This is a genomic window from Formosa sp. Hel3_A1_48 (assembly GCF_001735715.1).
Classification (GTDB): domain Bacteria; phylum Bacteroidota; class Bacteroidia; order Flavobacteriales; family Flavobacteriaceae; genus UBA3537.
In genome coordinates, this window is sequence record NZ_CP017259.1 from 1,682,010 (window position 1) to 1,705,856 (window position 23,847).

Consider the following 23,847-nt stretch of genomic DNA (forward strand, 5'->3'; position numbering starts at 1 on the left):
AAGCGCTTTAGTGTACCTTGGACGGTGCTGTACCAGCCATTTTTAAAGCTTTTAGTGAGTTGAGAAGTTACACCTCCGCCACGTCCGTTAGAGGCCGCAGTTCCAATCGTTTTTCCATAGAGACTGTCTTTTACTGCGGTTTTTAATCCTTCACAATAATAATTCCACCCATGGCATCACCGCCATATTGCAAAGCGCTTGCACTTTTTACAAGGGTTAAGCGCCCAACTGAGTTGACATCAATATTGGGTGCGTGCTCTTTCCCCCATTCTTGGTCTTGCATCCGTACTCCATTATTGATCATGATAATCCGACTGCTGTGTAGTCCATTGATGATGGGTTTTACAATCCCATTGCCTTTATTTAATGAAGAGACCCCACTCAAGCTGTTCAGCGCATCACCCAGTGTTCCAGCACTATACTGTTCTAGAGTTTCCTGATTTATATTTTTCTCAAGTACAGTAGTTGTTTTATTTTCGTAGGCCTTACCTTCCAAAATAATCTCATTGAGTTCCTCTAGGTGATGTTCAAGCTTAAAATCCCGTACGCTGTCCCCTGAAATTTTCAATGAAAAGGTCTTTGGCGTACAAGACGAATGCAGAACCTTAATGGAATATGAGGTATTGGGGCAAAGGTTTGAAATGGAGTAGACCCCATCCAATGAAGTTTGCACTACTGTTTCAGTTTCTGCTACCACAAGGGTTGCACCTGACAATAGAGACCCATCATGTAGGTCTATAACCTTACCTGAAAGGGTGTGTGAACAATTTTGGGATGCTGTTGTCAGCTGAGCTAATAACAACACGACTAAGGCGTATGTGCGCATAATTTTTTTTCATTAACATTTAAAATTTGGGGAATGACGTTATGAAAAAAATGGGGGAGCCCGCAGTTGTTTATTGGTTAGGTAAAAGGTATTTAATTGTAATGCTTCAAATGTACCATTGAGTTTAACATCTGCAACGGATTCATTAAAATCAGGAAAGTCAGCGATTTTGAAGTCGAATGATAAAAGATTAAAGTCGCAAACATCACAACTCGCTATGCTTTGGTGGATATGAGCTTCGTTTTCAGAACAAACAATGTGCTCATGTTCTCCAAAGTGGTGGTAAAACGTTATAATAGTAGGCAGCAGTAATAGCAGCAGCAATAGGCTAGCTAAATATTTCTTCACTATTTCAACTTTATTTATCACCACACAAAATTAATAAAAATAAACCAAATCGAGCTTATTTTAATTTAAGAGTTATTCATTCAAGCCTTCTTCTGATGATTGATCGCCTTGTGGGAGTTTAAGAACAGACTCCGCAAAAGCGGTATTTAATTTTAGAATTTAACCAAGATCTTTGTGTACTTGTTCTAAACACTACACACTGCTGTAGGGGGTTTTTTTGTCAAATTCCTTTTGTTGCTGACGTCTTAAATAAAGTCTGAGGCACGATATAGCAAAAAGTAAAGTTAGAAACACCACAAAAAATAATGCTATAAAGTTAATAGCTGATATCCAAAATGCAAGATATGAAAATAAGGCAATTATGAACAAGGACATTAGGCTAATGAGTATCGATGACATTAGATGCGAATTCGTGAGCATCAGTAGTAAATGGTGGGTATGCCATCTGTCTGGATCAAAAGGACTCTGTCCTAAAGTTAAGCGGAATAAATAGATGCTTGCAGTATCGATCATTGGATACAAGAAAATAGTCATTGGTGCTATCGGTAAAATTGATTTGTGTATTAGCCTTTGAATTATAGGCTCATTACTCGTAACCACCATCATAGTCATTAAAAACAACAGAAATCCAATAAAAAGAGCACCAGAATCACCCATAAACACCTTTCGTTTGTTGCTGAAATTAAAAGGGAGATAAGCTAAAATAATACCTATCATAAGAATGCAAATTCCAAAACAGGCTTTATAGTCCAATACCCAAAAAATAACAGCAAAAGAAGTGAACGCTATGATGGAAATAAACCCTGAAAGCCCATCAATACCGTCAATTAAATTGAATGAATTAATCATAAAAACGCCGATAAATACAGTAAAAGGGAAACCAAACCATAAAGGTAATTCGTATAGGCCTAAAAATCCATTGAGATTTGTTAACACCAAATCATCGGCAATGACAGCAGCAATGATGATGAAAATCTCGTAGACTAATTTTCTTTTTGCACTCATTATTTTTAAATCATCCCAAAAACCAATAATGGTAAGCAAGACCAAACAGATTGTCAAATAAAAAAAACTCCGCACATCCTTCACGAAGTTTATGATTGGTAAACATCCAACCAAGAATAAAAACAAAAAAACAATACCTGCTGAGTTTGGCACAGGAGTTTTGTGTAAGTCTCTTTTTTTTGGTCTTCCAAATATCCTAAATATTAGAATAAAGCGTCTAAATGAATTGATCGCGAAAACACCCAAAAGCATAGTCGTAATCAAGTAAGCAGAGATAAATTCAATTGAATACAAAGCGAAATATTTTAAGCAAATATAGCCTTAATTAAACAAATTTAATTAAAAAATTGTATTATTTTTGCGATATTAAAACTATATTAGTAGTATGATAGTAAGGCTATTTTTTTTATTAAATTTCTTTTTTGTTTGTTCTGTTTCAGCTCATCAAAAACAACTTAAAGCGGTGCCACAGGATTCAACACGAGTTTTTTTTCTTGGATCCAAAGAAATTATAATTAGAGATTTTCAAAATAATATTCCAGACACCTTACACATCAATGCAGGCCTTAATTTAGAGATTAGCAACACAAAACTTGTATTTAAAAAAAACACCCCATATTTAGTCTCATTAGGCAGTGGGATGGTTTGGGAATTGACTAATGATTCCATCAAAAGAATAGACAATTCCTTTGATCATAAGATGAGCTATAGATCGGATATTTTTGTAAAGAACGATACTATTTTTAAATTCGGGGGGTACGGGTTTTGGAGTGCGCGCAACTTTTTTACGTATTTTTCTGAAACAACCAATGAGTGGGAGTTTTATAATATTAACGAAGAATCTTATCTCCCACCTGGTTTGAGTCATTTCAATTCCACTTTAGTTGGTGATTTTTATTTTGTTTCGAGGGGAACTACTATTGATTTGCACAATGGGACAGAATACATTGTAAACAATAATGTATGGAGATTTGATTTTAACAATAAGACGTGGACCGACTTAGGGACTTCTAAATTCATCTCATACCAAGATAATGAGTACATAGATATTGGTAATGGACGTCACCTCTTTTATGGTAGAACTAGTCCTGATATCGACGGTATGTATGTACTAGATTATGGTTCAAATACCATAGAACAATACGATGACGCGAGTCATATTTTATCAATTGGACAAGGCTTCTTTGCTCGCGATTCTATTTACAATTTTCGAAATAACAACTTTATTGCTATGCAACTTAGTGATTTTACGGGCAAAGCTACCTCCATTTCTTCTATGTATGTGGATGCCAATACGCTGTTTAAAAGTTTAACTGTTGTAGTTGTTGTTATAATTTTTATTTTGCTTTTTGGCCTTGTATTTTTGTACAACCAAAACAGGAAACGACCCAGGCTTGTTGATTCAGGCTTTCGTTTTGATCGTGTGTTTTATCCACTCTCAGTTGCTGAGCACAAAGTTTTAACCATGCTGCTTTACAGCAAAAACGTGAATTCTAAATTAGTTTTGAATGAGCTTTATGATAAGTCTTTAAGCACAGCACAGAATAATCGAAAAAAGTTAGAAATCATCCATTCATTAAATCAAAAATTAGAACGTGTTTTTAAGACCAAAGATTTTATACGTTCCAAAAAAAGTACAAAAGATCAGCGTGTTCTCATTTACTATACAAACTATAGAAAAGAATTTATACTGTGATTGACAAGGAAAATTATTGGTGGGTTTTGAGGGTTAAAGCCGGGCACGAGCTAAAAGCTGTTTCTGATTTAGAGCATCTTGGTGTTGAGTCGTATACTCCTAGCGTTGAGGTCCTTCGGCAGTGGAGCGATCGGAAAAAGAAGATTCAAAAGCCTTTGATTTCTCGGCATGTATTTGTAAAGCTAACCGCTGCTCAGGAACGCATCGTTTTCGGCAGTAGAAGTGTATTGGGCTATATGAATGTACATGGAGCGCGGGCAAGAGTTTGGCCAAAAGAAATTAAACAATTACAGCAGTACTGCAACAACACGCATCAGGCTTCTGACGTTTCTGTTGGAGCGCATGTTGACGCTCCTGTATTGGGCGTTGATGCAGAAATTGTTGAAGTTAAAAACGGTATTTGCTATTCGGTTTCGGACTGCGGCCGTTTTAAAATACAGTTTAAACTGGTGCGTTAAGACAGCGCCAGTTTTTTATATACTTTTATAGGGTCATGGGACACCCTGCGGCGAAGCCGTAAATTTTTTTAAATACAATCTAAACTAAAAGCCACTATGTCAAAACCAAAAGCTGTCATCGTATCTGGTTATTTTAACCCAATCCACAAGGGCCATTTGGAATACATCAATAACGCCAAGGCACTTGCAGATGTTTTAATTGTTATTGTCAATTCAGATCATCAGCGCGCGCTGAAAGGCAGTAAAGAATTCCAAAATGAAGCGGAGCGCTTGTTTATTGTTTCCAACATCAAAGCAGTAGACAAGGCCATACTCTCTATTGATAAAGACCGCACTGTGTGTGCAACGCTAGAAAAAATAGCAGCCGACTACGGCGCTGTTTACGACTTAGCTTTTGCCAATGGCGGTGATCAAAACAACGACAGCATTCCCGAGCGTCCAACTTGCAGCAAGGTTGGCATCGCTCTTATTGACGGGCTCGGCGATAAAATTCAATCCAGCAGTTGGTTGCTCAAAAAACTTTAGACAGCTAATCCTTATCAAATACAATTAGCTTAAACATTCATAAAAACTGAACTATGACTAAAAAAATAGGCATTACTTTTTCAACCTTCGATCTTCTGCACGCAGGGCATGTAAAGATGTTGGAAGAAGCCAAAACCCAATGCGATTACCTGATTGTAGGCTTACAATTGGACCCTTCGCTAGACCGTGCAGAAAAAAATGCACCTTCCCAGAGCATTACAGAGCGCTATATTCAGTTAAAAGGTTGTAAATTTGTAGATGAAATTGTGCCTTATGTTTCTGAACAAGATTTAGAAGACATTCTGCGCGCTTTCAAATTGGATGTACGCATCATTGGTGATGAGTACAAAGACAAAGCATTTACAGGAAGAGACTATTGCGAGACCAAAGGCATAGAATTATATTTTAATACTAGAGACCACAGGTTTTCATCTTCTGGATTGAGAAAACAAGTAAAAACAGCGAAAAACTAATTATGGACAAACAGTTTTTTAACGGTATTCGGGTAGAATTGGAATCTTTAGGCTTCAAAATCACCGCTGCAGATTTGGAGCGCCCATGGGGTGCCTTTTATTACATCGATGAACGCCAAGCGCAAGCGTTTGCCGATCATTTTTTTAGCGGCTTGGATGTTGAGGACCTACGAATTGAAGGGAAACTCAGCCCTAAAATCTTGATGGTAAAACCCAATGTAAAGCTCTCTTGGCAATACCACAACCGCCGCGCCGAAATTTGGCAAGTCTACAAGGGTACAGTGGGAGTTGTACAGAGTGAAACAGATGCAGAAAATGAGATGCAAACCTACCGCTCTGGTGCACAAATTAAACTCAACCAGGGGGTGCGCCACCGCTTGGTGGGCTTAGATGATTTTGGTGTGGTCGCAGAGATTTGGCAACATACCGATGCTGTTCCTTCAGACGAGGAAGACATCATAAGAGTGCAAGACGATTTTGGACGCTAATGAACATTAAAAATACTACATTCAAATTATGAACATTAAATCCATATGCTGTATAGGCGCCGGTTATGTCGGTGGGCCGACCATGGCTGTAATAGCGCAAAAGAATCCAGATATTAAAGTTACGGTCGTAGACCTCAACGCACAACGCATTGCCGACTGGAACCATACCGATTTAAAAAAGCTCCCCATTTACGAACCTGGTTTGGATGAGGTGGTTGCCGAGGCTCGTGGACGCAACTTATTTTTTTCTACTGAAGTTGATAAGGCTATTGACGCCGCAGAACTAATTTTTATATCGGTCAACACCCCTACTAAAAACTACGGTGCAGGCAAGGGCATGGCAGCAGATTTGAAGTATGTAGAACTCTGTGCGCGTCAAATCGCAAAAGTCGCTACATCAGACAAAATTGTAGTCGAAAAATCGACCCTGCCTGTAAAAACAGCCGAGGCCATTCAAAATATTTTGGACCACACCGGTAACGGAGTGGATTTTCAGATTCTTTCTAATCCAGAGTTTTTAGCCGAGGGGACTGCCATGCGCGATTTGGCTGTTCCGGACCGCGTGCTTATTGGAGGAGATTCCTCTTCGTCCAAAGGGCAACAAGCCATACAAGCCTTGGTGGATATATACAGCAGTTGGGTACCCAAAGAAAACATTCTAACCACCAATGTATGGTCCTCTGAACTTTCCAAGCTCACCGCCAATGCTTTTTTGGCCCAACGTGTGTCTTCAATAAACGCGCTTTCGGAGCTGTGTGAAGCCACTGGTGCTGATGTTCAGGAAGTGGCCAAAGCCATTGGTATGGACAGCCGTATAGGTCCAAAATTCTTGCAAGCATCTGTTGGTTTTGGCGGGTCTTGTTTTCAAAAAGATATTTTGAATTTGGTGTACATCGCCAAGTCCCTAGGTTTGGATGAGGTAGCGGACTACTGGCATCATGTGATTCTAATGAACAACCACCAGCGCGACCGCTTTGCCAAGAATATTATCAAAACACTCTACAGCACGGTCAATGGGAAAACTATTGCCTTTTTGGGTTGGGCTTTTAAAAAAGACACCAACGACACTAGAGAATCTGCTGCCATTTATGTTGCAGATTTACTTATGGACGAACAGGCCACCATCAAGGTCTTTGACCCTAAGGTGACGGCCACTCAAATGCAGGCGGATCTAAATTACTTAAACACCCGTCCAGAGGATGAAAACGCAACTTACCTAAAGACAGAACGCGATCCTTATGCTGCCTTAGAGGGCGCGCATGCCTTAGCGGTACTTACCGAATGGGATGAGTTTAAAACCTACGATTGGCAGCGGATTTATAACAAGATGCAAAAGCCAGCCTTTGTTTTTGATGGACGTAATGTCTTGGACCGCGCGGCTTTAGAAACTATAGGGTTTATATATAAAGGCATAGGGTCCTAATGAAGACAAACAAAACCATACTCGTAACAGGTGCCGCAGGCTTTATAGGGTTTCACCTCGCTAAAGCGCTGATCAAACAGGGCTACACTGTTGTTGGTTTGGACAATATTAATGCGTATTACGATGTGCATCTTAAATACGCGCGTTTGAATGAGTTGGGTATAGACCGCGCTGAGGCTGAGGTTTTCAATGCGCTTTGCAGCAGCAGATCCCATGGACTTCAAATGCAGTTCATCCGTATGAATTTGGAAGACCGCAACGCCTTACCAAAGTTGTTTAAAGAACTAAAGTTCGATATGGTTTGTAATTTAGCTGCACAGCCTGGGGTTCGTTATTCTTTAGAAAATCCAGAGGCCTATATCGATTCCAACATCAACGGGTTTTTAAATATTTTAGAGTGTTGTCGACACCACAATGTGAAACGACTGGTCTATGCATCCAGTTCGAGTGTTTATGGAAACAGCGCTACGGTCCCATTTGATGAATCTGCGAATGTAGACAAGCCCATAAGCTTGTATGCAGCTACTAAAAAATCGAATGAACTCATGGCCCATACTTATGCGCATTTATACGGAATTGAAACCATAGGCTTGCGCTTTTTTACAGTCTATGGCCCTTGGGGGCGACCTGATATGGCCATGTTTTTATTTACCGATGCCATCATAAACAACAGGCCAATAAAAGTTTTTAATAAGGGTAAACTCTCAAGAGACTTTACCTATATCGACGACATAGTTTCTGGGGTAGTCAACACCCTTTTAGCGGACGCAAAAAATTCAGCGCTCTACAAACTGTACAACATTGGCAACAGTGCGCCCGTAGAGCTGATGGATTTTATCCAGGCCATTGAAAGCAAGCTGGGGGTAGAAGCCCAAAAACAAATGCTGCCGATGCAGCCCGGTGACGTTAATCAAACATGGGCCGATGTCCGTGCCCTACAAAACGACTACAACTACACACCCAATACCTCCGTTGTAGATGGTGTTGCTGCTTTTGTAGAGTGGTACCAGTCCTATTACAAGACTAAAGACGGTGTATAAATCAGTTAAGTTAGTTAAATAGATAATGACAAAAACAAAGAACATATTAATTACTGGAGGAGCAGGTTTTATCGGCGCTCATGTGGTTCGGCGTTTTGTAATTAAGTATTCAGATTATCATATCTATAACCTTGACGCTTTGACCTATGCAGGTAATCTCGAGAACCTCACGGATATTGAAGCCAAGGATAATTATAGCTTTTTACACGGAGATATTACCGACCAAGCCTACATCAACACCATTTTTAAGCAATACAAATTTGATGCGGTAATCCACTTAGCAGCTGAGTCGCATGTGGACCGCTCCATTACCGACCCCTTGGCTTTTGCCAAGACCAATATCTTGGGTACAATGGTGCTTTTAAATGCCTTTAAAGCATTGCATAAAAATAATTGGGCAGGCAAACGTTTTTATCATATAAGCACGGATGAGGTGTATGGAAGTCTTGGTGAGTCTGGACTTTTTGAAGAGTCAACGCCATACGATCCCAACTCACCATATTCTGCTTCGAAAGCCAGTTCAGACCATTTTGTGCGTGCTTATGGCGAAACTTATGGATTACCCTACGTCATAACCCATTGTTCCAACAATTATGGGCCATACCAATTTCCAGAAAAACTCATTCCCTTATTTATCAATAATATTTTGGATGACAAACCACTTCCTGTTTATGGCGACGGTAATTACACTAGAGATTGGCTTTATGTCGTAGATCATGCCATCGCTATAGATTTGGTGTTCCATAAAGGAGAAAACCATGAAACCTATACCATTGGCGGATTTAACGAATGGAAAAATATTGATTTAGTTAAAGTCCTTTGCAAACAGATGGACGAAAAACTAAATCGGGTATCAGGTACAAGTGAAAAACTCATCACTTATGTAAAAGATCGTCCAGGTCATGACCTTCGCTATGCGATTGACGCTGCAAAAATTAATAAAGAATTAGGCTGGAACCCAACGGTAACCTTCGAGGAGGGGCTATCCAAAACTATTGATTGGTATTTGAATAACAAACAGTGGCTCAGTAGTGTTTCATCGGGGAATTACCAGGACTATTATAAAAAACAATACGCGAAGCTATGAAAGGTATTATTTTAGCAGGTGGCTCAGGAACCCGATTGTACCCCATCACTTTGGGCACATCAAAGCAGTTATTACCTGTTTATGATAAGCCGATGATCTATTATCCTTTATCGGTACTAATGTTGGCTGGCATCAAAGAAATACTGATCATTTCATCACCGGAAGATTTGCCAAATTTTGAACGCATGCTCGGCAGTGGTGCACAGCTGGGTATTTCACTTAGCTATAAAGAACAAGCCAGTCCTGATGGTATAGCACAAGCATTTCTTTTAGGCGAAGAGTTTATTGCAGGCGATGATGTATGTTTGGTATTGGGTGATAATGTCTTTAATGGGCATGGTTTTTCCAAACTATTGGACAAAGCAGTTGCCAATGTAAGCAATGACAATATGGCTACAATATTTGGCTATTATATGAGTGATGCAAAGCGTTATGGAGTGGTTGAGTTTGACAGCGAAGGTAAAGCCATTTCTATTGAAGAAAAACCTGAGCACCCCAAAGGAAATCATGCGGTTACAGGCTTGTATTTTTACCCAAATTCAGTAGTTGAAATTGCCAAAAATATAAAGCCGAGTAAAAGAGGAGAGCTAGAGATTACCACAGTAAATCAAGAGTTTTTAAAACGCGGAGCGCTCAAAGTGGAACTGATGGGCCGTGCCTTTGCCTGGCTAGATACCGGTACACACGAATCTTTAATTGAGGCCTCAAATTACATCAAAGCCATAGAGACAAGGCAAGGACTTAAAGTTGCTTGTTTGGAAGTGATTGCATTTCAGATGGGCTACATCAATAAAGCTCAGCTTTTAAAACTCGCAGAGCCGCTTAAAAAAAGTGGCTATGGCCAATACCTAATCCAGCGGGCTAAAGAATTTTAATTTTTTTTAAAGGTGCAGAAATTTACAACTAAAATGAAGAAAAAAATACTAGTTACAGGCGGGGCGGGCTACATCGGGTCTCATACCGTTGTTGAACTCTTCAAATCTGGATATTTGCCTATAATTGTTGACAATATGTGCAACACCTCTGAGCGAAATCTTAGCGGTATAAATAAGATTTTAAACACTGAACTACCATTTCACAATGTAGATTGTACAGATTTAAAACAAATGGAGCGTATTTATGCGCTTTATGAGGATATTCATGCCTGTATCCATTTTGCAGCATATAAATCCGTTGAGGACTCCGTCAAATACCCAGAAAAGTACTACAAAAACAATATTGGTTCGCTGGAAACACTCTTAAAATGCTTTGAACAAGCTAAGTTCAAAAATCTAATCTTTTCCTCTTCCTGTACGGTTTATGGCATGCCCGATAAACTGCCCGTAGATGAGCGCGCACCGTTCAAAAAAGCAGAATCGCCATATGGAGAAACAAAGCAAAAATGCGAGCTTTTAATCCAAAACAACAACTGCAATAGTGTGTCTTTGCGGTATTTTAACCCCATTGGTTCCCACGAATCTGGACTGATCGGGGATTGCTCTAGCGATAACGCCAGTAATTTAGTGCCCATAGTAGCTGAAGTAGCTGCTGGTTTGCGCGCTAAACTGACGGTCAATGGAAATGATTATGATACGCACGATGGCACCTGTGTCAGAGATTACATCCACGTTCAGGACTTAGCTATTGCTCATGTAAAAGCTTTGGATTACCTGCTTGAGCATGAAGTCAAAGAGGTGTTTAATGTTGGTACAGGGCATGGGTTAAGCGTTTTGGATATAGTCACTGCTTTTGAAGCTTCAAACAATCTGAAACTCAAGTACGCCATAGGAGACCGAAGAGCAGGAGATGTTGAAAAAATATATGCTGATGGAGCTAAAATAAAGAAAGTTTTAGGGTGGAAGGCGGTTAGAACTACAGAAGAGGCATTAATCGCTGCATGGAATTGGCAAAAATCAACTCAGGATGCATAAATATAAAAAATACAATTTAAACTTAACAACAATATACATATGTGTGGAATAGTAGGCTACATTGGACACCGCGCAGCGCAACCCATAATTTTAAAAGGACTTCAACGTTTGGAATACAGAGGGTATGACAGTGCTGGGATCGCCCTTTTTGACGGAGCGCGCATCAGGCTGAGCAAGACAAAAGGCAAGGTAAGCGATCTTCAAGAAAAAATAAATTCTGACCATAATAACGTAGGGAACATTGGCATCGGACATACCCGCTGGGCAACCCATGGGGTCCCCAACGATACAAACGCACACCCCCACTATTCAAACTCTGGCGATTTGGTTATTATCCACAACGGAATCATTGAAAACTATGCATCCATAAAAAAAGAACTCAGCAAAAGAGGATACACCTTCCAATCGGACACCGATACTGAGGTCTTGGTGAACCTTATCGAGGACGTACAAAAAAATGGCGGCTTTAAACTGGGCAAAGCCGTACAAATAGCCCTAAACCAAGTAGTTGGAGCTTATGCCATTGCAGTTATAGATATTAAAAAACCCAATGAAATTGTAGCGGCGCGCTTGGGCAGTCCACTGGCCATTGGTGTTGGCGAAAACGAATATTTTATTGCAAGTGATGCTTCACCGTTTATCGAATACACCAATGACGCTATTTATTTGGAAGACGAAGAACTGGCCATAATCCGCTTACACAAGGAAACTAAAATTCGAAAAATAAAAGACGATTCGCTGGTGAGTCCTTACATTCAACAGCTCAAATTAAATATTGATCAAATTGAAAAAGGCGGCTACGCGCACTTTATGCTTAAAGAAATTTTTGAACAACCTCAGGCCATCAAAGACACCTATAGAGGGCGTTTGTTGGTAAATCAGGGGCTAATCAAAATGGCAGGGGTTGAAGATAATTTAGAAAAGTTTATCAACGCCCAAAAAATTACCATAGTAGCCTGTGGTACCTCCTGGCATGCAGGCTTAGTTGCTGAGTATATTTTTGAGGACCTTGCACGAATTCCCGTCGAGGTAGAATACGCCTCGGAGTTTCGCTATAGAAACCCGGTTATAAGCGCAAAAGATATTGTGGTGGCTATATCACAATCTGGGGAAACGGCAGATACACTGGCAGCCATCAAATTGGCCAAAGCACAGGGGGCATTTGTATTTGGTGTTTGCAATGTGGTAGGCTCGTCTATTTCTAGAGAAACAGATGCTGGGGCTTATACCCATGCAGGGCCAGAAATAGGGGTGGCCTCGACCAAAGCGTTCACCACCCAGATTACGGTCTTAACCATGATGGCTCTCAGGCTGGCAAAGGCCAAAGGCACGATTTCAAACTCAGACTACAAACGCCATTTGGTGGAACTGGAAACCACCCCAACAAAAGTTGAACAGGCTTTAAAATCTGATGCTTTGAGCAAGCAAATTGCGGCAGTTTACAAAGATGTTCCCAACGCGCTTTACTTAGGTCGGGGCTTTAACTTTCCTGTAGCCTTAGAAGGCGCACTGAAGCTAAAAGAAATCTCCTACATCCACGCTGAGGGCTATCCTGCAGCGGAGATGAAACACGGACCTATTGCGCTGATTGATGAGCATATGCCCATTGTGGTGATTGCGACAAAGTATGGACATTACGAAAAGATTGTAAGCAATATCCAAGAGATCAAATCCCGTAAGGGAAAGATCATTGGAATAGTCACCAAAGGCGACACTGAGGTTAAAGCCTTGGCCGATCACGTTATTGAGGTGCCAGAGACCCTAGAGCTTTTATCTCCATTGGTAACGACCATTCCCTTGCAGTTGCTCTCCTACTATATAGCAGTACTGCTTGAAAAAAACGTAGATCAACCACGGAATTTAGCAAAATCCGTCACCGTAGAATAAAAGGACTACCGACCCGAGTCAAAAATTATACGAATTAGACGCCTTAAAAAAACAATAAAACTTGATTATTCAAGTTATTTCAAGATAAATGAGCAGCGAAGTTTACAACACCATTCAAAACGAAATTGAATCCCTAGGATTTAGGGTCGTATCCAAAGACTTTGAGCGGCCTTGGGGCGCTTTTTTAGTCATCGATGAAGACCAGGCCCAGGCCTTTTCCAATCAGTTCTTTGAAGGGATTGATGTGGATCATTTAAAAATAGAAGGTAAGCTCAGCCCTAAAATCCTGATTGTAAAACCCGGTGCGCGCCTCTCTTGGCAGTACCATCACCGCCGCGCCGAGATCTGGCAGGTCTACCGCGGAGAAGTTGGGATTATCCGAAGCGATACTGACGATCAAGGAGATGTGGTGACTTACAGCGAGGGTGATCAGGTTAAATTACAACAAGGCGAGCGACACCGGCTTATTGGTCTTAAAGATTATGGAATCGTAGCTGAGATTTGGCAACATACCGATTCAGTGCCTTCGGATGAAGATGATATTGTAAGAGTTCAAGATGATTTTAAAAGAGAATAAATTATGAGAGTAGGAATTACATTTTCCACCTTTGATTTGCTTCATGCAGGTCATATTAAAATGCTTGAAGAAGCAAAAACCCAGTGTGATTATTTAATCGTTGGACTGCAACTTGATCCCTCACTTAATCGGGCTGAGAAAAACGCTCCCACCCAAACCATAACCGAGCGGTATATTCAGCTAAAGGGGTGTAAACACGTTGATGAAATCGTGCCTTATGTGTCTGAGCAGGACCTTGAGGATATTTTACGCTCATTTAAACTGGATGTTCGCATTATTGGTGAGGAGTATAGAGATAAACCATTCACCGGTAGAGAATACTGCCAGACCAAAGGAATTGAACTATATTTTAATACTAGAGATCATAGGTTTTCCTCTAGTGGACTTAGAAAACAAGTGAAAATAGCAGAAGATAAGTAAGATATGAATATTACAGTTATAGGATCCGGCTATGTTGGACTTGTCTCAGGAACCTGTTTTTCAGAGATGGGAAATAAGGTTACTTGTGTTGACATAGATCCAGTCAAGATTGAGAAATTAAACCAAGGAATCATTCCAATTTTTGAACCTGGTTTAGAGAAAATGGTTTTAAAAAATGTAAAGAATAAGAACCTTTTTTTTACAACAGAATTAGATAAGGCTCTACAAAATTCTGAAATCGCCTTTATAGCGGTTGGAACTCCCATGGGAGATGATGGCTCTGCAGATTTACAATATGTATTAGCCGTAGCGAAATCTATAGGCCAGTTGATGCAAAAAAGATTGATTGTAGTGGATAAATCTACGGTGCCTATTGGAACTACAGATAAGGTAAAGGCGACCATTCAAAAAGAGTTAGATGCTAGGGGTGTTGATTTAGAGTTTGATGTGGTTTCGAATCCTGAATTTTTAAAAGAAGGCGCTGCGATAAATGATTTTATGAAGCCCGATCGAGTGGTTATTGGGACGGATAGTGAATATGCAAGAGAGAAGATGAAACAACTATATCATCCTTTTTGTATGTCAAGAGATCGTTTTATATCTATGGATATTCGTTCTGCGGAGATGACCAAGTATGCAGCCAATGCAATGCTGGCTACCAAAATATCTTTTATGAATGAAATTGCCAATATCTGTGAAAAGGTAGGAGCAGATGCCAACCAGGTTCGAATTGGAATTGGTTCAGATCAGCGTATTGGATATAATTTTATTTACCCAGGTGCGGGCTATGGAGGTTCTTGTTTCCCAAAAGATGTAAAAGCACTGACTAAAATTGCTAAAGAACATAATTATAATGCAAAATTAATAACTTCGGTTGAAGAAGTAAATGATTCCCAGAAATTAGTCATTGCTCAAAAAATAGTGAAACGTTTTGGAGAAGATTTAACCGGCTTTACTTACGGTATTTGGGGATTGGCCTTTAAACCAGGGACTGATGATATGCGTGAAGCACCAGCCATTTATGTAATTAAAGAATTGGTAAGTAGAGGTGCTAAAATAATAGCATACGACCCAAAGGCGATAAATGAGGCAAAAGAGCACTACCTCAAAGGAGTTCAAAACATAACCTATGTAACCTCGAAGTATGATGTTTTAAAAGGCTCAGATGCACTTGTTTTGCTTACTGAGTGGAAAGAGTTTCGTTCTCCCGATTTTGAAGAAATTAAAGCACAATTAAAAACTCCGGTTATTTTTGATGGCAGAAATCAATATAATACATTTAACTTAGAAGAAAAAGGATTTAAATATCATCAAATAGGAAAAAAATAGATGAAAATATTAATTACTGGCGCTGCAGGCTTTATTGGCTATCATCTTTGTGAAGCTATCCTAAAATCAGGTCATAATGTCGTAGGGCTGGATAATATCAATGACTATTATGATGTGAATCTTAAATATGCGCGTTTACAGCTGTTAGGCATAGAGCGTAATGATGCTAAGGTTTTTAATGTTATTTCTAGTAGCACGACATACGGTTCTAAAATGCAGTTTATACGTGTGAATTTAGAAGACCGCGAAGCACTTCCAAAACTATTTAAAGAATTTAAGTTTGATATGGTTTGTAACCTTGCAGCTCAGGCAGGGGTGCGCTACTCATTAGAAAATCCTGAGGCCTATATAGATTCTAATATTAATGGCTTTTTAAATATTTTAGAGTGCTGCAGACATCACAGTGTAAAACGTCTTGTTTATGCTTCGAGTTCTAGTGTTTATGGAAATAGTTATGAGGTTCCTTTTAAAGAATCAGCTAATGTAGACAAGCCCATAAGTTTATATGCAGCAACTAAAAAGTCCAACGAACTAATGGCATATACTTATGCACATTTATATGGTATTGAAACCATAGGTCTACGTTTTTTTACTGTTTATGGCCCTTGGGGACGACCGGACATGGCTATGTTTTTATTTACAGAAGCCATTATCAACAATGAACCTATTAAAGTTTTTAATAATGGCGATTTATCTAGAGATTTCACCTTTATTGATGATATAGTTGCAGGAGTTGTCAACAATTTATTAGAAGATTCGAATAATTTATCTCTATACAAACTATATAATATTGGTAATAGTACTCCAGTGAAGCTTATGGATTTTATTAAATCTATTGAAAGAAAACTTGGATTAGAGGCTCATAAACAATTTCTACCAATGCAAGCTGGGGATGTAAACCAGACATGGGCTGATGTAAGTCAGTTGCAAAAAGATTATGATTATAAACCTCTTACTTCAGTTGATGATGGGGTAGGTGCTTTTGTGGATTGGTACAAATTCTATTATAAACTAGATAAAAGTTTTTAAATTAAGTATAAATGAATTTAGCTTTAACGACAAATATTAAATTTTTAAAGTAATTATAATGTCCTCTAAAAAATTTTTTATTATAACAAACAAAATAATACCAATTTTTTCACCATTAGTATTAAGTACTATTTTCCATTTTACTTTTGCCAAAATACAAAATGAAAGAGATTATAGTGGTTTAGTATTATTTATTTCTATTATAACTGTTATAAGTACATTGTTATTGTTAGGTAAAGAACTACAGTATTATCAGAGTAACAACCTAAATGAACTTATCAAAAATGACTTTTTCACATTAATTAGCTCAAGTATAGTTATTTCATTTTTTGCATACTTTGTTTATCGATTAGATTCTACAAAAATTAATTTTAATCCAACCTTAATTTTATTCAGTCCCCTAAAAGTTGTTTTTGACTATTTAATTATTATTCTACATGTAGTAAATGAAGCTAAATTTGTCCGCTATTCATTTGACATTTTATTCAGTTTTATTCAAGTTGTTAGTTTATCACTTTATTTTTATGATTTAATAGATTTAAATCAAATGTTAATTATTTTTTTGATTTATTTCTTTTTTGGAATATTTTTTTATTCCAAGAAGTTGAAATTGAATTTTTTAAATACAAAACTATCTTATGAATTAGGTTACTTTAAAATTTCAAAAGCACTAATCTCTGGTTTAGGATCGTTTGCTTCAAGATTTCAATTTATAATTATGTCATTTGTGGCTCCTCAAGTAATTGGAATAGCGAATATTGCTTTTACAATATCAAATTCATTATCTATCCCATACAATTATTTAACTAAACTTAACTTACCCATTATTCTAAGGCAAAAGGATATCTTTTTTGAAAAATTTGATTTAGTTAGAAAAAATTCGATTTTGTATGCTTTATTTGTTTTACTATCAATTAGTATATTTATTTATGTAAACCCAATTGAATTACAATATTTTAATGATAAATTATTTTATTATTTCGTTCTTATTTATCTGTTAGCCACATCAACTGATATATATGTGGGATTGAAAAGCAGTTTTGTTCAAATTATAGGTAATGAGAAGGAAATATTATCAAGTTTAATTTTGGTCTTACTTGCTACTTTTATTATTCCTCTATTTTTCTCTGATTTATATAAAGGAATCATATTTTACATATCTTTCATAATTTTTTCAAATATTTTATTTAATTATAAATTTAAGTCTTGCTACGAAAATTCCCTTTAATTATTTTAATTGCTATTTTTTTTAGTGCAATAAACATGGCTGCCCCATATTACTTTGGTAGTTCGGTTTACATAACAACTATAATTATATTTTGTCTAATGATAGTATTCTTGACAAACAAGAGATCTTTCAAATCCAATGTTGAAGTTAATTATTTCTACTTTATTATTTTTTTATTATCAACTTTATCCTTTTTGTTTAACTATGCATTTGATCATATTGCTGATTTTATGCTTGTACAATATGGAAATTTATTGCGTTTGATTTTAGTTTTAATTGTTTTTAATTATTCAAAAATTTTATTGAAAGATTATTTACTAGGTATTAGAATTGGAGTAGTCTTAGGAGCCATAAGTATAATAATATCTTCATATTTAAAACTAGACCTTGTGTTGCTGTCTAATGATTTAACTTCTGACTATCAAACTAGGTTTTCAGGCTTTTACTTAAATGCAAATTATGGTGGTATAATCATTGCTCTTGCTTATAATTTATTCCATCAAAAAAAATATAAAATTACACTCATAGAAACAATTATTTTATTTTTATCTGTTTTTTATACTTTTTCTTTTACAGCTATTCTAATTCTATTAATTGGTTTTTATCGAAATAATCGTATTCTATTTATTCTGACTCCAGTATTTTCATCACTTTATCTTATTACATTTTGGGATTCTTTTAATTTCAATCTGTCAAGATATAAAAAACTAAAATATCTAAATGATTATTTTGCTGGTAATGCTGAATTTAACTCTCTCTTTACAGGAAGGATAGATCTATGGACTGAGGGTTTTACAGCAATTGCAGATAGACCCTTTACAGGTAATGGATTTGGATTTATGGCTTCATCAATTAAAACTATTAATGATGTAGGTATTCATAATAGTTATTTTGAAATTTTTGGAGATTTTGGAATTATAATTGGATTATTATTAATTTCAGCACTTTTTTATGTTATGATGCCGAATAAACTCGTAGGTTTATCTCTATCAATAGCATTAATTACAGGTCATGGATTATTGTACTCCATACCTTTTTTCCTATTACTAACACTAAATAATTCAGATAATAAAATAAATAACTAATGGACAAAGAAATTAATATAGAAAGAGTAAAAAAGATTTTTAACAATTTAAAACAAGAATCCGGAACTCACTCTCCAAGTATAAAAACTGTTTTGCAGGAAATACCTGAACTGAAAATAGATGTAGATGCATGTTTTTTAAGTAATCCTTATGCTACTGATCTTTTTATCGAAAATATGAAGGCTGATTTTCCTACTTACGATGACTTAAGAGATAGTTTAGAGTTTTACCCTCCCCAAAACTCTGATATTTCTAAGATTATTGGTCAAACAATAGCTGTTAAAAAAGAAAATATCTTTGTAGGAAATGGTGCAATTGAAATAATTTCAGCAACGTTAAAAAGATTTTGTGGCAATAGATTATTATTGCCTATTCCAACATTTAGTAGTTACTATGAGTTTCTGAATAATGATCAAGAAATATTTTTTCATAATTTAAAGGAATCTGAAAATTATGTATTAAACATTAAAAACCTTATTAAAGATGTTCGTGAAAAGAAAGTTGACTCTTTGATAATAATTAATCCAAACAATCCAAATGGGGATTATATTAATTACGATGAGCTGATTGACTTACTTGAAAATTGTAAAAACCTTGACTGTATAATACTGGATGAAAGTTTTGTCCATTTTGCTTATGAAGATGATTCATTAAAATTAATGAACTACTATGAGCTCATAAACAAATACAGTAATCTAGTAATAATAAAGAGTATGAGTAAAGATTTTGGTATTGCAGGTGTTAGGGCAGGATATGGGATAATGTCCAGTGATAGGGTGTCAGAATTAACTAACTCTGGATATTTATGGAATATTAGTGGTTTAGCTACGTATTTCTTTGATTTGTACTCTGGAACTAAATTTAGAAATAAATATGAAATAGTTAGAAAAAAGTATATTATGAATACTTTAATGTTTAGATCCGAGTTGTCATCAATAAAAGGCCTCAAAATTTACCCTTCAAAAGCAAACTTTTTTCTTATTAAAGTTGACAATGATGAATTAGATGATTTTGGGTTACGTCTTTTAGTAAATCATGGAGTATATATTAGAAACTGTTCTGATAAAATTGGTTTAAAGGGTTCAGGATATTATCGAATTGCCTCTAGAAGTTTTGAAGAAAATGTAAAAATCATTAAAGCAATTAAAATTGAACTGGCTTAAACACAAACTAAGAAAATTATTAATAATTTGTTACAATTTTTTATTAATTATTGATGTGCAATTTATCAAAAAAAATAAGAGTACAATTGTATTAGATATTGATAATACTTTGGCTGATACATGGCCTACTTTAAAAAATGAAAACATAAATAACTTTAGTAATGAAAAACATAGGATTAGTTCTCTTAACTTGATAAATGGAGCGTTTGATTTAGTCAAATATTCATCAAAAAAGTTTGATCAGATCATATTTTTATCTGCTAGAAATCCTGCTCATTATTTTATTACAAAGAAATGGATTGATTCAAATTTTAAAAAAATTAGCTATAAGTTAAGACTAGTGCCAAATGTTAATTTGAAACAGATTTATTGGGAAAAAATAATTAAAATTTCAAATGAAACAGTAATAATTGATGATTTAAGTTACAATCATGAAAATAATGATACAAAATTTTACAATAACGAAATAAATTATTTACAATCGAATAGTTCCATTAAATATTTTGGTTATGCTGATATATGTGATGGACTATCAAATATCCAAAACAAAATATGAAAAAAATATTAATACGACTTTTAAGAATTAAATTTATTTTTAGATTTTTCAATCTTATTTTTAAAAAAAACACTGATGCCAAGTTAGTTATTTTAATACCAAAGATTAATTTATTCTATTTATTAAGAACTAATTTCTTATGGGATTTAGCCACTTTAAATTTGTTTAATAAAAAAGGTTTAAAATACAATGTATACTTTGGATTGAAAAATTTAAAAAAAATAAAAAATAAAAGAGTTATTTATAATCCGGGCTATAATCTAAATTATTGGGGTATAGATAATGACGCTGCCTTATTTCCATTAATTTCTTCTATTTTAGAAAATCAATCAAATCATGTGATCCCAAGTTCAGTAGAAATAAGTTACTGGGAGAATAAGGCATTTATGTATAACTCGTTTATTACAAATAAAGTAGATATGCCACAAACTTATGTAATTACAAAGGAAAACTTAAATAGTTTATATAAGGATATTGATAAAAATTCAAGATGGTTATACAAGCCAAATCACAGCAAGAGTAGTATAGGTATTATTGAAATAAAAGAAAATTTAAAAACATTTATCACTAAAAAGCTTAAATCAAACAAGTTTGTAGTAATTCAAAAAATTATAAATATCGACAGAGATTGTAGAATGATTATAATTAATAATAAAGTGATTTTACAATATTGGAGAAATAAAGTAGAAAGTAATGGATGGGTGCCTACTAGCACTTCTACCGGTAGTAAAGTTACATTTATGGATTACCCTGAGAATATTAAAGAATGGGCAGTTTCATCAACGAAAAGACTTGGATTGAACAGTGCTGCATGGGATATTGTATTTGATGAAAATGATAATGAAATGTCTAACCCTTTGGCTTTAGAGGTTAGTCCTATTTATTATCCCAATCCAAGAGAAAATTACAATTCAAATAAATCTTACAATAGCTATAAAAATAATATTAATTATGAAAATTATTTATTAAATGAATTCGAAACTCATATTAATGAAAAACTCGCTTTGTGGATAGAAAATTAATTATAATTCCAAATTTTGGTAAAGGAGGTGCTGAGCGTGTATTGAGTAGAATTTTACTTTCCTTTTCTAAAGAAGAAATAAAAAAATTAACTTTTTTAACATTAAATCATGAAATTGGATATGATTTACCATCAGAGCTTAATATTATTAAGTTAAAACAAAAACGTCTAAAAAAAGCAATTCCTAAATTATTAAAAATTATAAATACAGGTAGATGGAGTATGATTTATAGTACTCTGAATCATTTCAATTTAATTTTACCTCTTCTTGTATTTAAAAGAAAAAATATAAAGTTAGTATGTAGGGAAAGTATATTACCCATTACTTATTATAGGAGCTTAGGTTTTTTCGGAAAAATTTTATTGCTTTATTACAGATTAATAATGAAAAGATATGATGTTGTTATTGTTCAAAGCAATGACATGTTAAATGAGGTTAATAAATTAAATATAAAAACAACATTTTTAATTAATAATCCATCTCCTAACTTTAAGTCAGTTTTTAATCATAATAAAATCAATAATTTTATTTATGTTGCAAGGTGGCATGATCAAAAAAACTATAAATTCTTATTAAAGTATTGGAAATGGATAAATGAGGAAAAAAAATTTAACAAGAAATTAATTTGTGTGGGAGTTGGTAATAAGGCTAAAGATTTGAACAATGAATACTCTAAATATAACATAAAATTTATATCAAAACATTCTAATGTAGAAGATATTCTTATGAGTAGTAGTTATTATTTAAATTTTTCAAAGTTTGAAGGTTTTAGTAACTCTATTTTAGAAGCTTTATCATGTGGTCTGCCAGTATTTACTTTAGATTTTTTAGGAGGCAAACAAGAGATGTTGAACAAAAATAATTCTATAATTTCAAAAATTAAATCATCCGAAGCCAATGAAAAGGATTTTGATGTTATATTTAAAGAAATGACCAGTTTCATTAATAAAAAATGGGATTGTAACAGTATAAAAACCCAAGCTGATGAAAAATTTAATATTATTTTTATCATTAAATCATTTAAAGAAATTTTTTTTAAATAATTAAAAATTAGTAATCGTACTTAAATGAATATGTTAATTTATAACTATTAATGATGTTGTTTTACTAATTATAATAAATGAAAAATAAAAGCATAGTACTAATAGAAAATACAGGAAGAGATTTTTATATCAGTAGATTAAGATATGCACTCCATCTTAAATCTTTGGGAAATTTAGTTTATGCTATAATTCCGGACGATGGATATTTTGAACAAATTAATTCACATGGTATAAATGTTATACTAGTTTCAAATAACATAAGAGGATCTGGGATTTTAAATAAAATAATTTACGGTATAGATTTAATTAGAATTTTTAAAAATATTAAATTTGATATCATTCATACTTATAGACTACAGCCAAATATAATTGGTACAATTGTTTCAGGTACTATTACAAAATCAAAAATAGTCAATCATATTACTGGCCTAGGAACTGCTTTTAATTATTACACACCTAAATATAAATTGATGCAATTAGTTACTAAGATATTATACAGATTCAATAATTTATTATTTAAACCTGTTTCTGTTTTTCAGAATCACGATGACATCAAAGATTTGGGTTTAAAAAATAAATTATTTTGTGTTAAAGGAAGCGCGGTAAATGAAGATAGGTTTAGTTATGATTCAATTTCTATTGACAAAATAGATACTCTTAATAAACAATATAACCTTTTACAAGATGACATTATAAATTTTCTGTTTGTTTCAAGATTACTTAAGGAAAAGGGAATAGTTGAGTTAATTGAAGGGATTAAGTTGGCTTCAAAAAATAATAATATACAATTATTAATTGTTGGTTGGTTTGATGATAATAATAAATCTTCTCTTAATCAAAATTCTTTAAACGATTTAATAAAAGGTTTTGATAATATTAAATTTCTGGGAAAACAAAAAAATATACCTGAAATTATATCTCTTACAGATGTTTCAATTCTTCCAACTTATTATAGAGAGGGTACACCAAGATTTTTACTTGAATCAATGGCTATGAAAAAACCAATAATAACCACTAAAATGCCAGGTTGTGACCATTTAATACACAATAATGAAAATGGAATTTTAATTGAACCAAGATCTGTTGATGCAATTGAAAAAAGTATTAATCTTATTTGTGATAAAGAATTAACAACAATGGGTGAAGCGAGTTATAAACTTTACAAAAGTAAATTCTCTGAAAAAGTTGTTTATAGTTCTTTAATAGATATTTATAAAAAATTATAAAAA

Annotated in this window: 25 protein-coding genes; 22 read left to right on the forward strand and 3 right to left on the reverse strand. The window is 34.8% G+C overall.

Features of this window, described 5'->3' with window-relative positions:
* Positions 1 to 142: 142 nt before the first annotated feature.
* The 3 genes from FORMA_RS09385 to FORMA_RS07575 form a co-directional block, all read right to left on the reverse strand.
* Positions 143 to 826 carry a TonB-dependent receptor plug domain-containing protein gene (locus FORMA_RS09385; RefSeq protein WP_231924981.1) on the reverse strand — a complete coding sequence of 228 codons (684 nt, stop codon included), beginning with the start codon at positions 824 to 826 and terminating at the stop codon, positions 143 to 145.
* A 39-nt stretch (positions 827 to 865) separates the two neighbouring features.
* Positions 866 to 1,174: a hypothetical protein gene (locus FORMA_RS07570; protein WP_157506053.1), complete on the reverse strand. Its 309-nt coding sequence runs from the start codon at positions 1,172 to 1,174 to the stop codon at positions 866 to 868.
* Between the two features lie 192 nt (positions 1,175 to 1,366).
* A complete protein-coding gene (locus FORMA_RS07575; RefSeq protein WP_157506054.1) occupies positions 1,367 to 2,473 on the reverse strand; it encodes an MraY family glycosyltransferase in 1,107 nt (368 codons plus the stop codon).
* A 169-nt stretch (positions 2,474 to 2,642) separates the two neighbouring features.
* On the opposite strand from FORMA_RS07575, the gene FORMA_RS07580 reads away from it, so the two are divergent.
* The 22 genes from FORMA_RS07580 to FORMA_RS07685 all read left to right on the forward strand — a co-directional run bounded on the left by FORMA_RS07580 (position 2,643) and on the right by FORMA_RS07685 (position 23,844).
* On the forward strand, positions 2,643 to 3,875 hold the full coding sequence (locus FORMA_RS07580; RefSeq protein WP_157506055.1) for a hypothetical protein: 1,233 nt from the start codon (positions 2,643 to 2,645) through the stop codon (positions 3,873 to 3,875).
* Entirely contained in the window at positions 3,872 to 4,333 is a 462-nt protein-coding gene (locus FORMA_RS07585) for a transcription termination/antitermination NusG family protein (protein ID WP_069675091.1), read from the forward strand. Before FORMA_RS07580 ends, FORMA_RS07585 begins: the two co-directional genes overlap by 4 nt.
* 96 nt (positions 4,334 to 4,429) lie before the next feature.
* A complete protein-coding gene (locus FORMA_RS07590; protein ID WP_069675092.1) occupies positions 4,430 to 4,858 on the forward strand; it encodes an adenylyltransferase/cytidyltransferase family protein in 429 nt (142 codons plus the stop codon).
* 53 nt (positions 4,859 to 4,911) lie between these two features.
* Entirely contained in the window at positions 4,912 to 5,331 is a 420-nt protein-coding gene (locus FORMA_RS07595; protein WP_069675093.1) for an adenylyltransferase/cytidyltransferase family protein, read from the forward strand.
* 2 nt (positions 5,332 to 5,333) lie between these two features.
* Positions 5,334 to 5,819 (forward strand): phosphoheptose isomerase, encoded by a 486-nt coding sequence (locus tag FORMA_RS07600; protein WP_083236583.1) that lies wholly within the window; start codon positions 5,334 to 5,336, stop codon positions 5,817 to 5,819.
* A 28-nt stretch (positions 5,820 to 5,847) separates the two neighbouring features.
* Positions 5,848 to 7,242, forward strand: a complete 1,395-nt coding sequence (locus FORMA_RS07605; protein WP_069675095.1) for a nucleotide sugar dehydrogenase — start codon at positions 5,848 to 5,850, stop codon at positions 7,240 to 7,242.
* Complete coding sequence (locus tag FORMA_RS07610; RefSeq protein ID WP_069675096.1) at positions 7,242 to 8,282, forward strand: NAD-dependent epimerase/dehydratase family protein; 1,041 nt, start codon at positions 7,242 to 7,244, stop codon at positions 8,280 to 8,282. Before FORMA_RS07605 ends, FORMA_RS07610 begins: the two co-directional genes overlap by 1 nt.
* A gap of 25 nt (positions 8,283 to 8,307) precedes the next feature.
* On the forward strand, positions 8,308 to 9,369 hold the full coding sequence (gene rfbB / locus FORMA_RS07615; RefSeq protein ID WP_069675097.1) for a dTDP-glucose 4,6-dehydratase: 1,062 nt from the start codon (positions 8,308 to 8,310) through the stop codon (positions 9,367 to 9,369).
* Positions 9,366 to 10,244, forward strand: a complete 879-nt coding sequence (gene rfbA, locus FORMA_RS07620; RefSeq protein ID WP_069675098.1) for a glucose-1-phosphate thymidylyltransferase RfbA — start codon at positions 9,366 to 9,368, stop codon at positions 10,242 to 10,244. Before rfbB ends, rfbA begins: the two co-directional genes overlap by 4 nt.
* Before the next feature lie 33 nt (positions 10,245 to 10,277).
* Positions 10,278 to 11,279 (forward strand): UDP-glucose 4-epimerase GalE, encoded by a 1,002-nt coding sequence (gene galE, locus FORMA_RS07625; protein WP_069675099.1) that lies wholly within the window; start codon positions 10,278 to 10,280, stop codon positions 11,277 to 11,279.
* Between the two features lie 39 nt (positions 11,280 to 11,318).
* Complete coding sequence (gene glmS, locus FORMA_RS07630; protein WP_069675100.1) at positions 11,319 to 13,166, forward strand: glutamine--fructose-6-phosphate transaminase (isomerizing); 1,848 nt, start codon at positions 11,319 to 11,321, stop codon at positions 13,164 to 13,166.
* An 88-nt stretch (positions 13,167 to 13,254) separates the two neighbouring features.
* A complete protein-coding gene (locus tag FORMA_RS07635) occupies positions 13,255 to 13,743 on the forward strand; it encodes a phosphoheptose isomerase (RefSeq protein ID WP_069675101.1) in 489 nt (162 codons plus the stop codon).
* Between the two features lie 3 nt (positions 13,744 to 13,746).
* The gene (locus tag FORMA_RS07640) at positions 13,747 to 14,163 is read left to right on the forward strand and encodes an adenylyltransferase/cytidyltransferase family protein (RefSeq protein WP_069675102.1); all 417 of its coding nucleotides are present in this window, start codon (positions 13,747 to 13,749) and stop codon (positions 14,161 to 14,163) included.
* 3 nt (positions 14,164 to 14,166) lie between these two features.
* Positions 14,167 to 15,492 carry a UDP-glucose dehydrogenase family protein gene (locus FORMA_RS07645; protein ID WP_069675103.1) on the forward strand — a complete coding sequence of 442 codons (1,326 nt, stop codon included), beginning with the start codon at positions 14,167 to 14,169 and terminating at the stop codon, positions 15,490 to 15,492.
* A complete protein-coding gene (locus FORMA_RS07650) occupies positions 15,493 to 16,521 on the forward strand; it encodes an NAD-dependent epimerase/dehydratase family protein (protein WP_069675104.1) in 1,029 nt (342 codons plus the stop codon).
* Between the two features lie 58 nt (positions 16,522 to 16,579).
* Positions 16,580 to 17,749: a hypothetical protein gene (locus FORMA_RS07655; RefSeq protein WP_069675105.1), complete on the forward strand. Its 1,170-nt coding sequence runs from the start codon at positions 16,580 to 16,582 to the stop codon at positions 17,747 to 17,749.
* Between the two features lie 98 nt (positions 17,750 to 17,847).
* The gene (locus FORMA_RS07660) at positions 17,848 to 18,834 is read left to right on the forward strand and encodes an O-antigen ligase family protein (protein WP_157506057.1); all 987 of its coding nucleotides are present in this window, start codon (positions 17,848 to 17,850) and stop codon (positions 18,832 to 18,834) included.
* The gene (locus tag FORMA_RS07665; RefSeq protein WP_069675107.1) at positions 18,834 to 19,997 is read left to right on the forward strand and encodes an aminotransferase class I/II-fold pyridoxal phosphate-dependent enzyme; all 1,164 of its coding nucleotides are present in this window, start codon (positions 18,834 to 18,836) and stop codon (positions 19,995 to 19,997) included. Before FORMA_RS07660 ends, FORMA_RS07665 begins: the two co-directional genes overlap by 1 nt.
* Positions 19,984 to 20,553, forward strand: a complete 570-nt coding sequence (locus FORMA_RS07670) for a hypothetical protein (RefSeq protein WP_069675108.1) — start codon at positions 19,984 to 19,986, stop codon at positions 20,551 to 20,553. The genes FORMA_RS07665 and FORMA_RS07670 overlap by 14 nt, the downstream gene beginning before the upstream one ends.
* Positions 20,550 to 21,575 carry a hypothetical protein gene (locus FORMA_RS07675; protein ID WP_069675109.1) on the forward strand — a complete coding sequence of 342 codons (1,026 nt, stop codon included), beginning with the start codon at positions 20,550 to 20,552 and terminating at the stop codon, positions 21,573 to 21,575. The genes FORMA_RS07670 and FORMA_RS07675 overlap by 4 nt, the downstream gene beginning before the upstream one ends.
* The gene (locus FORMA_RS07680; RefSeq protein ID WP_069675110.1) at positions 21,560 to 22,618 is read left to right on the forward strand and encodes a glycosyltransferase; all 1,059 of its coding nucleotides are present in this window, start codon (positions 21,560 to 21,562) and stop codon (positions 22,616 to 22,618) included. Before FORMA_RS07675 ends, FORMA_RS07680 begins: the two co-directional genes overlap by 16 nt.
* Before the next feature lie 77 nt (positions 22,619 to 22,695).
* Positions 22,696 to 23,844, forward strand: coding sequence for a glycosyltransferase (locus tag FORMA_RS07685; RefSeq protein WP_069675111.1), 1,149 nt, complete (start codon positions 22,696 to 22,698; stop codon positions 23,842 to 23,844).
* Positions 23,845 to 23,847: the final 3 nt, after the last annotated feature.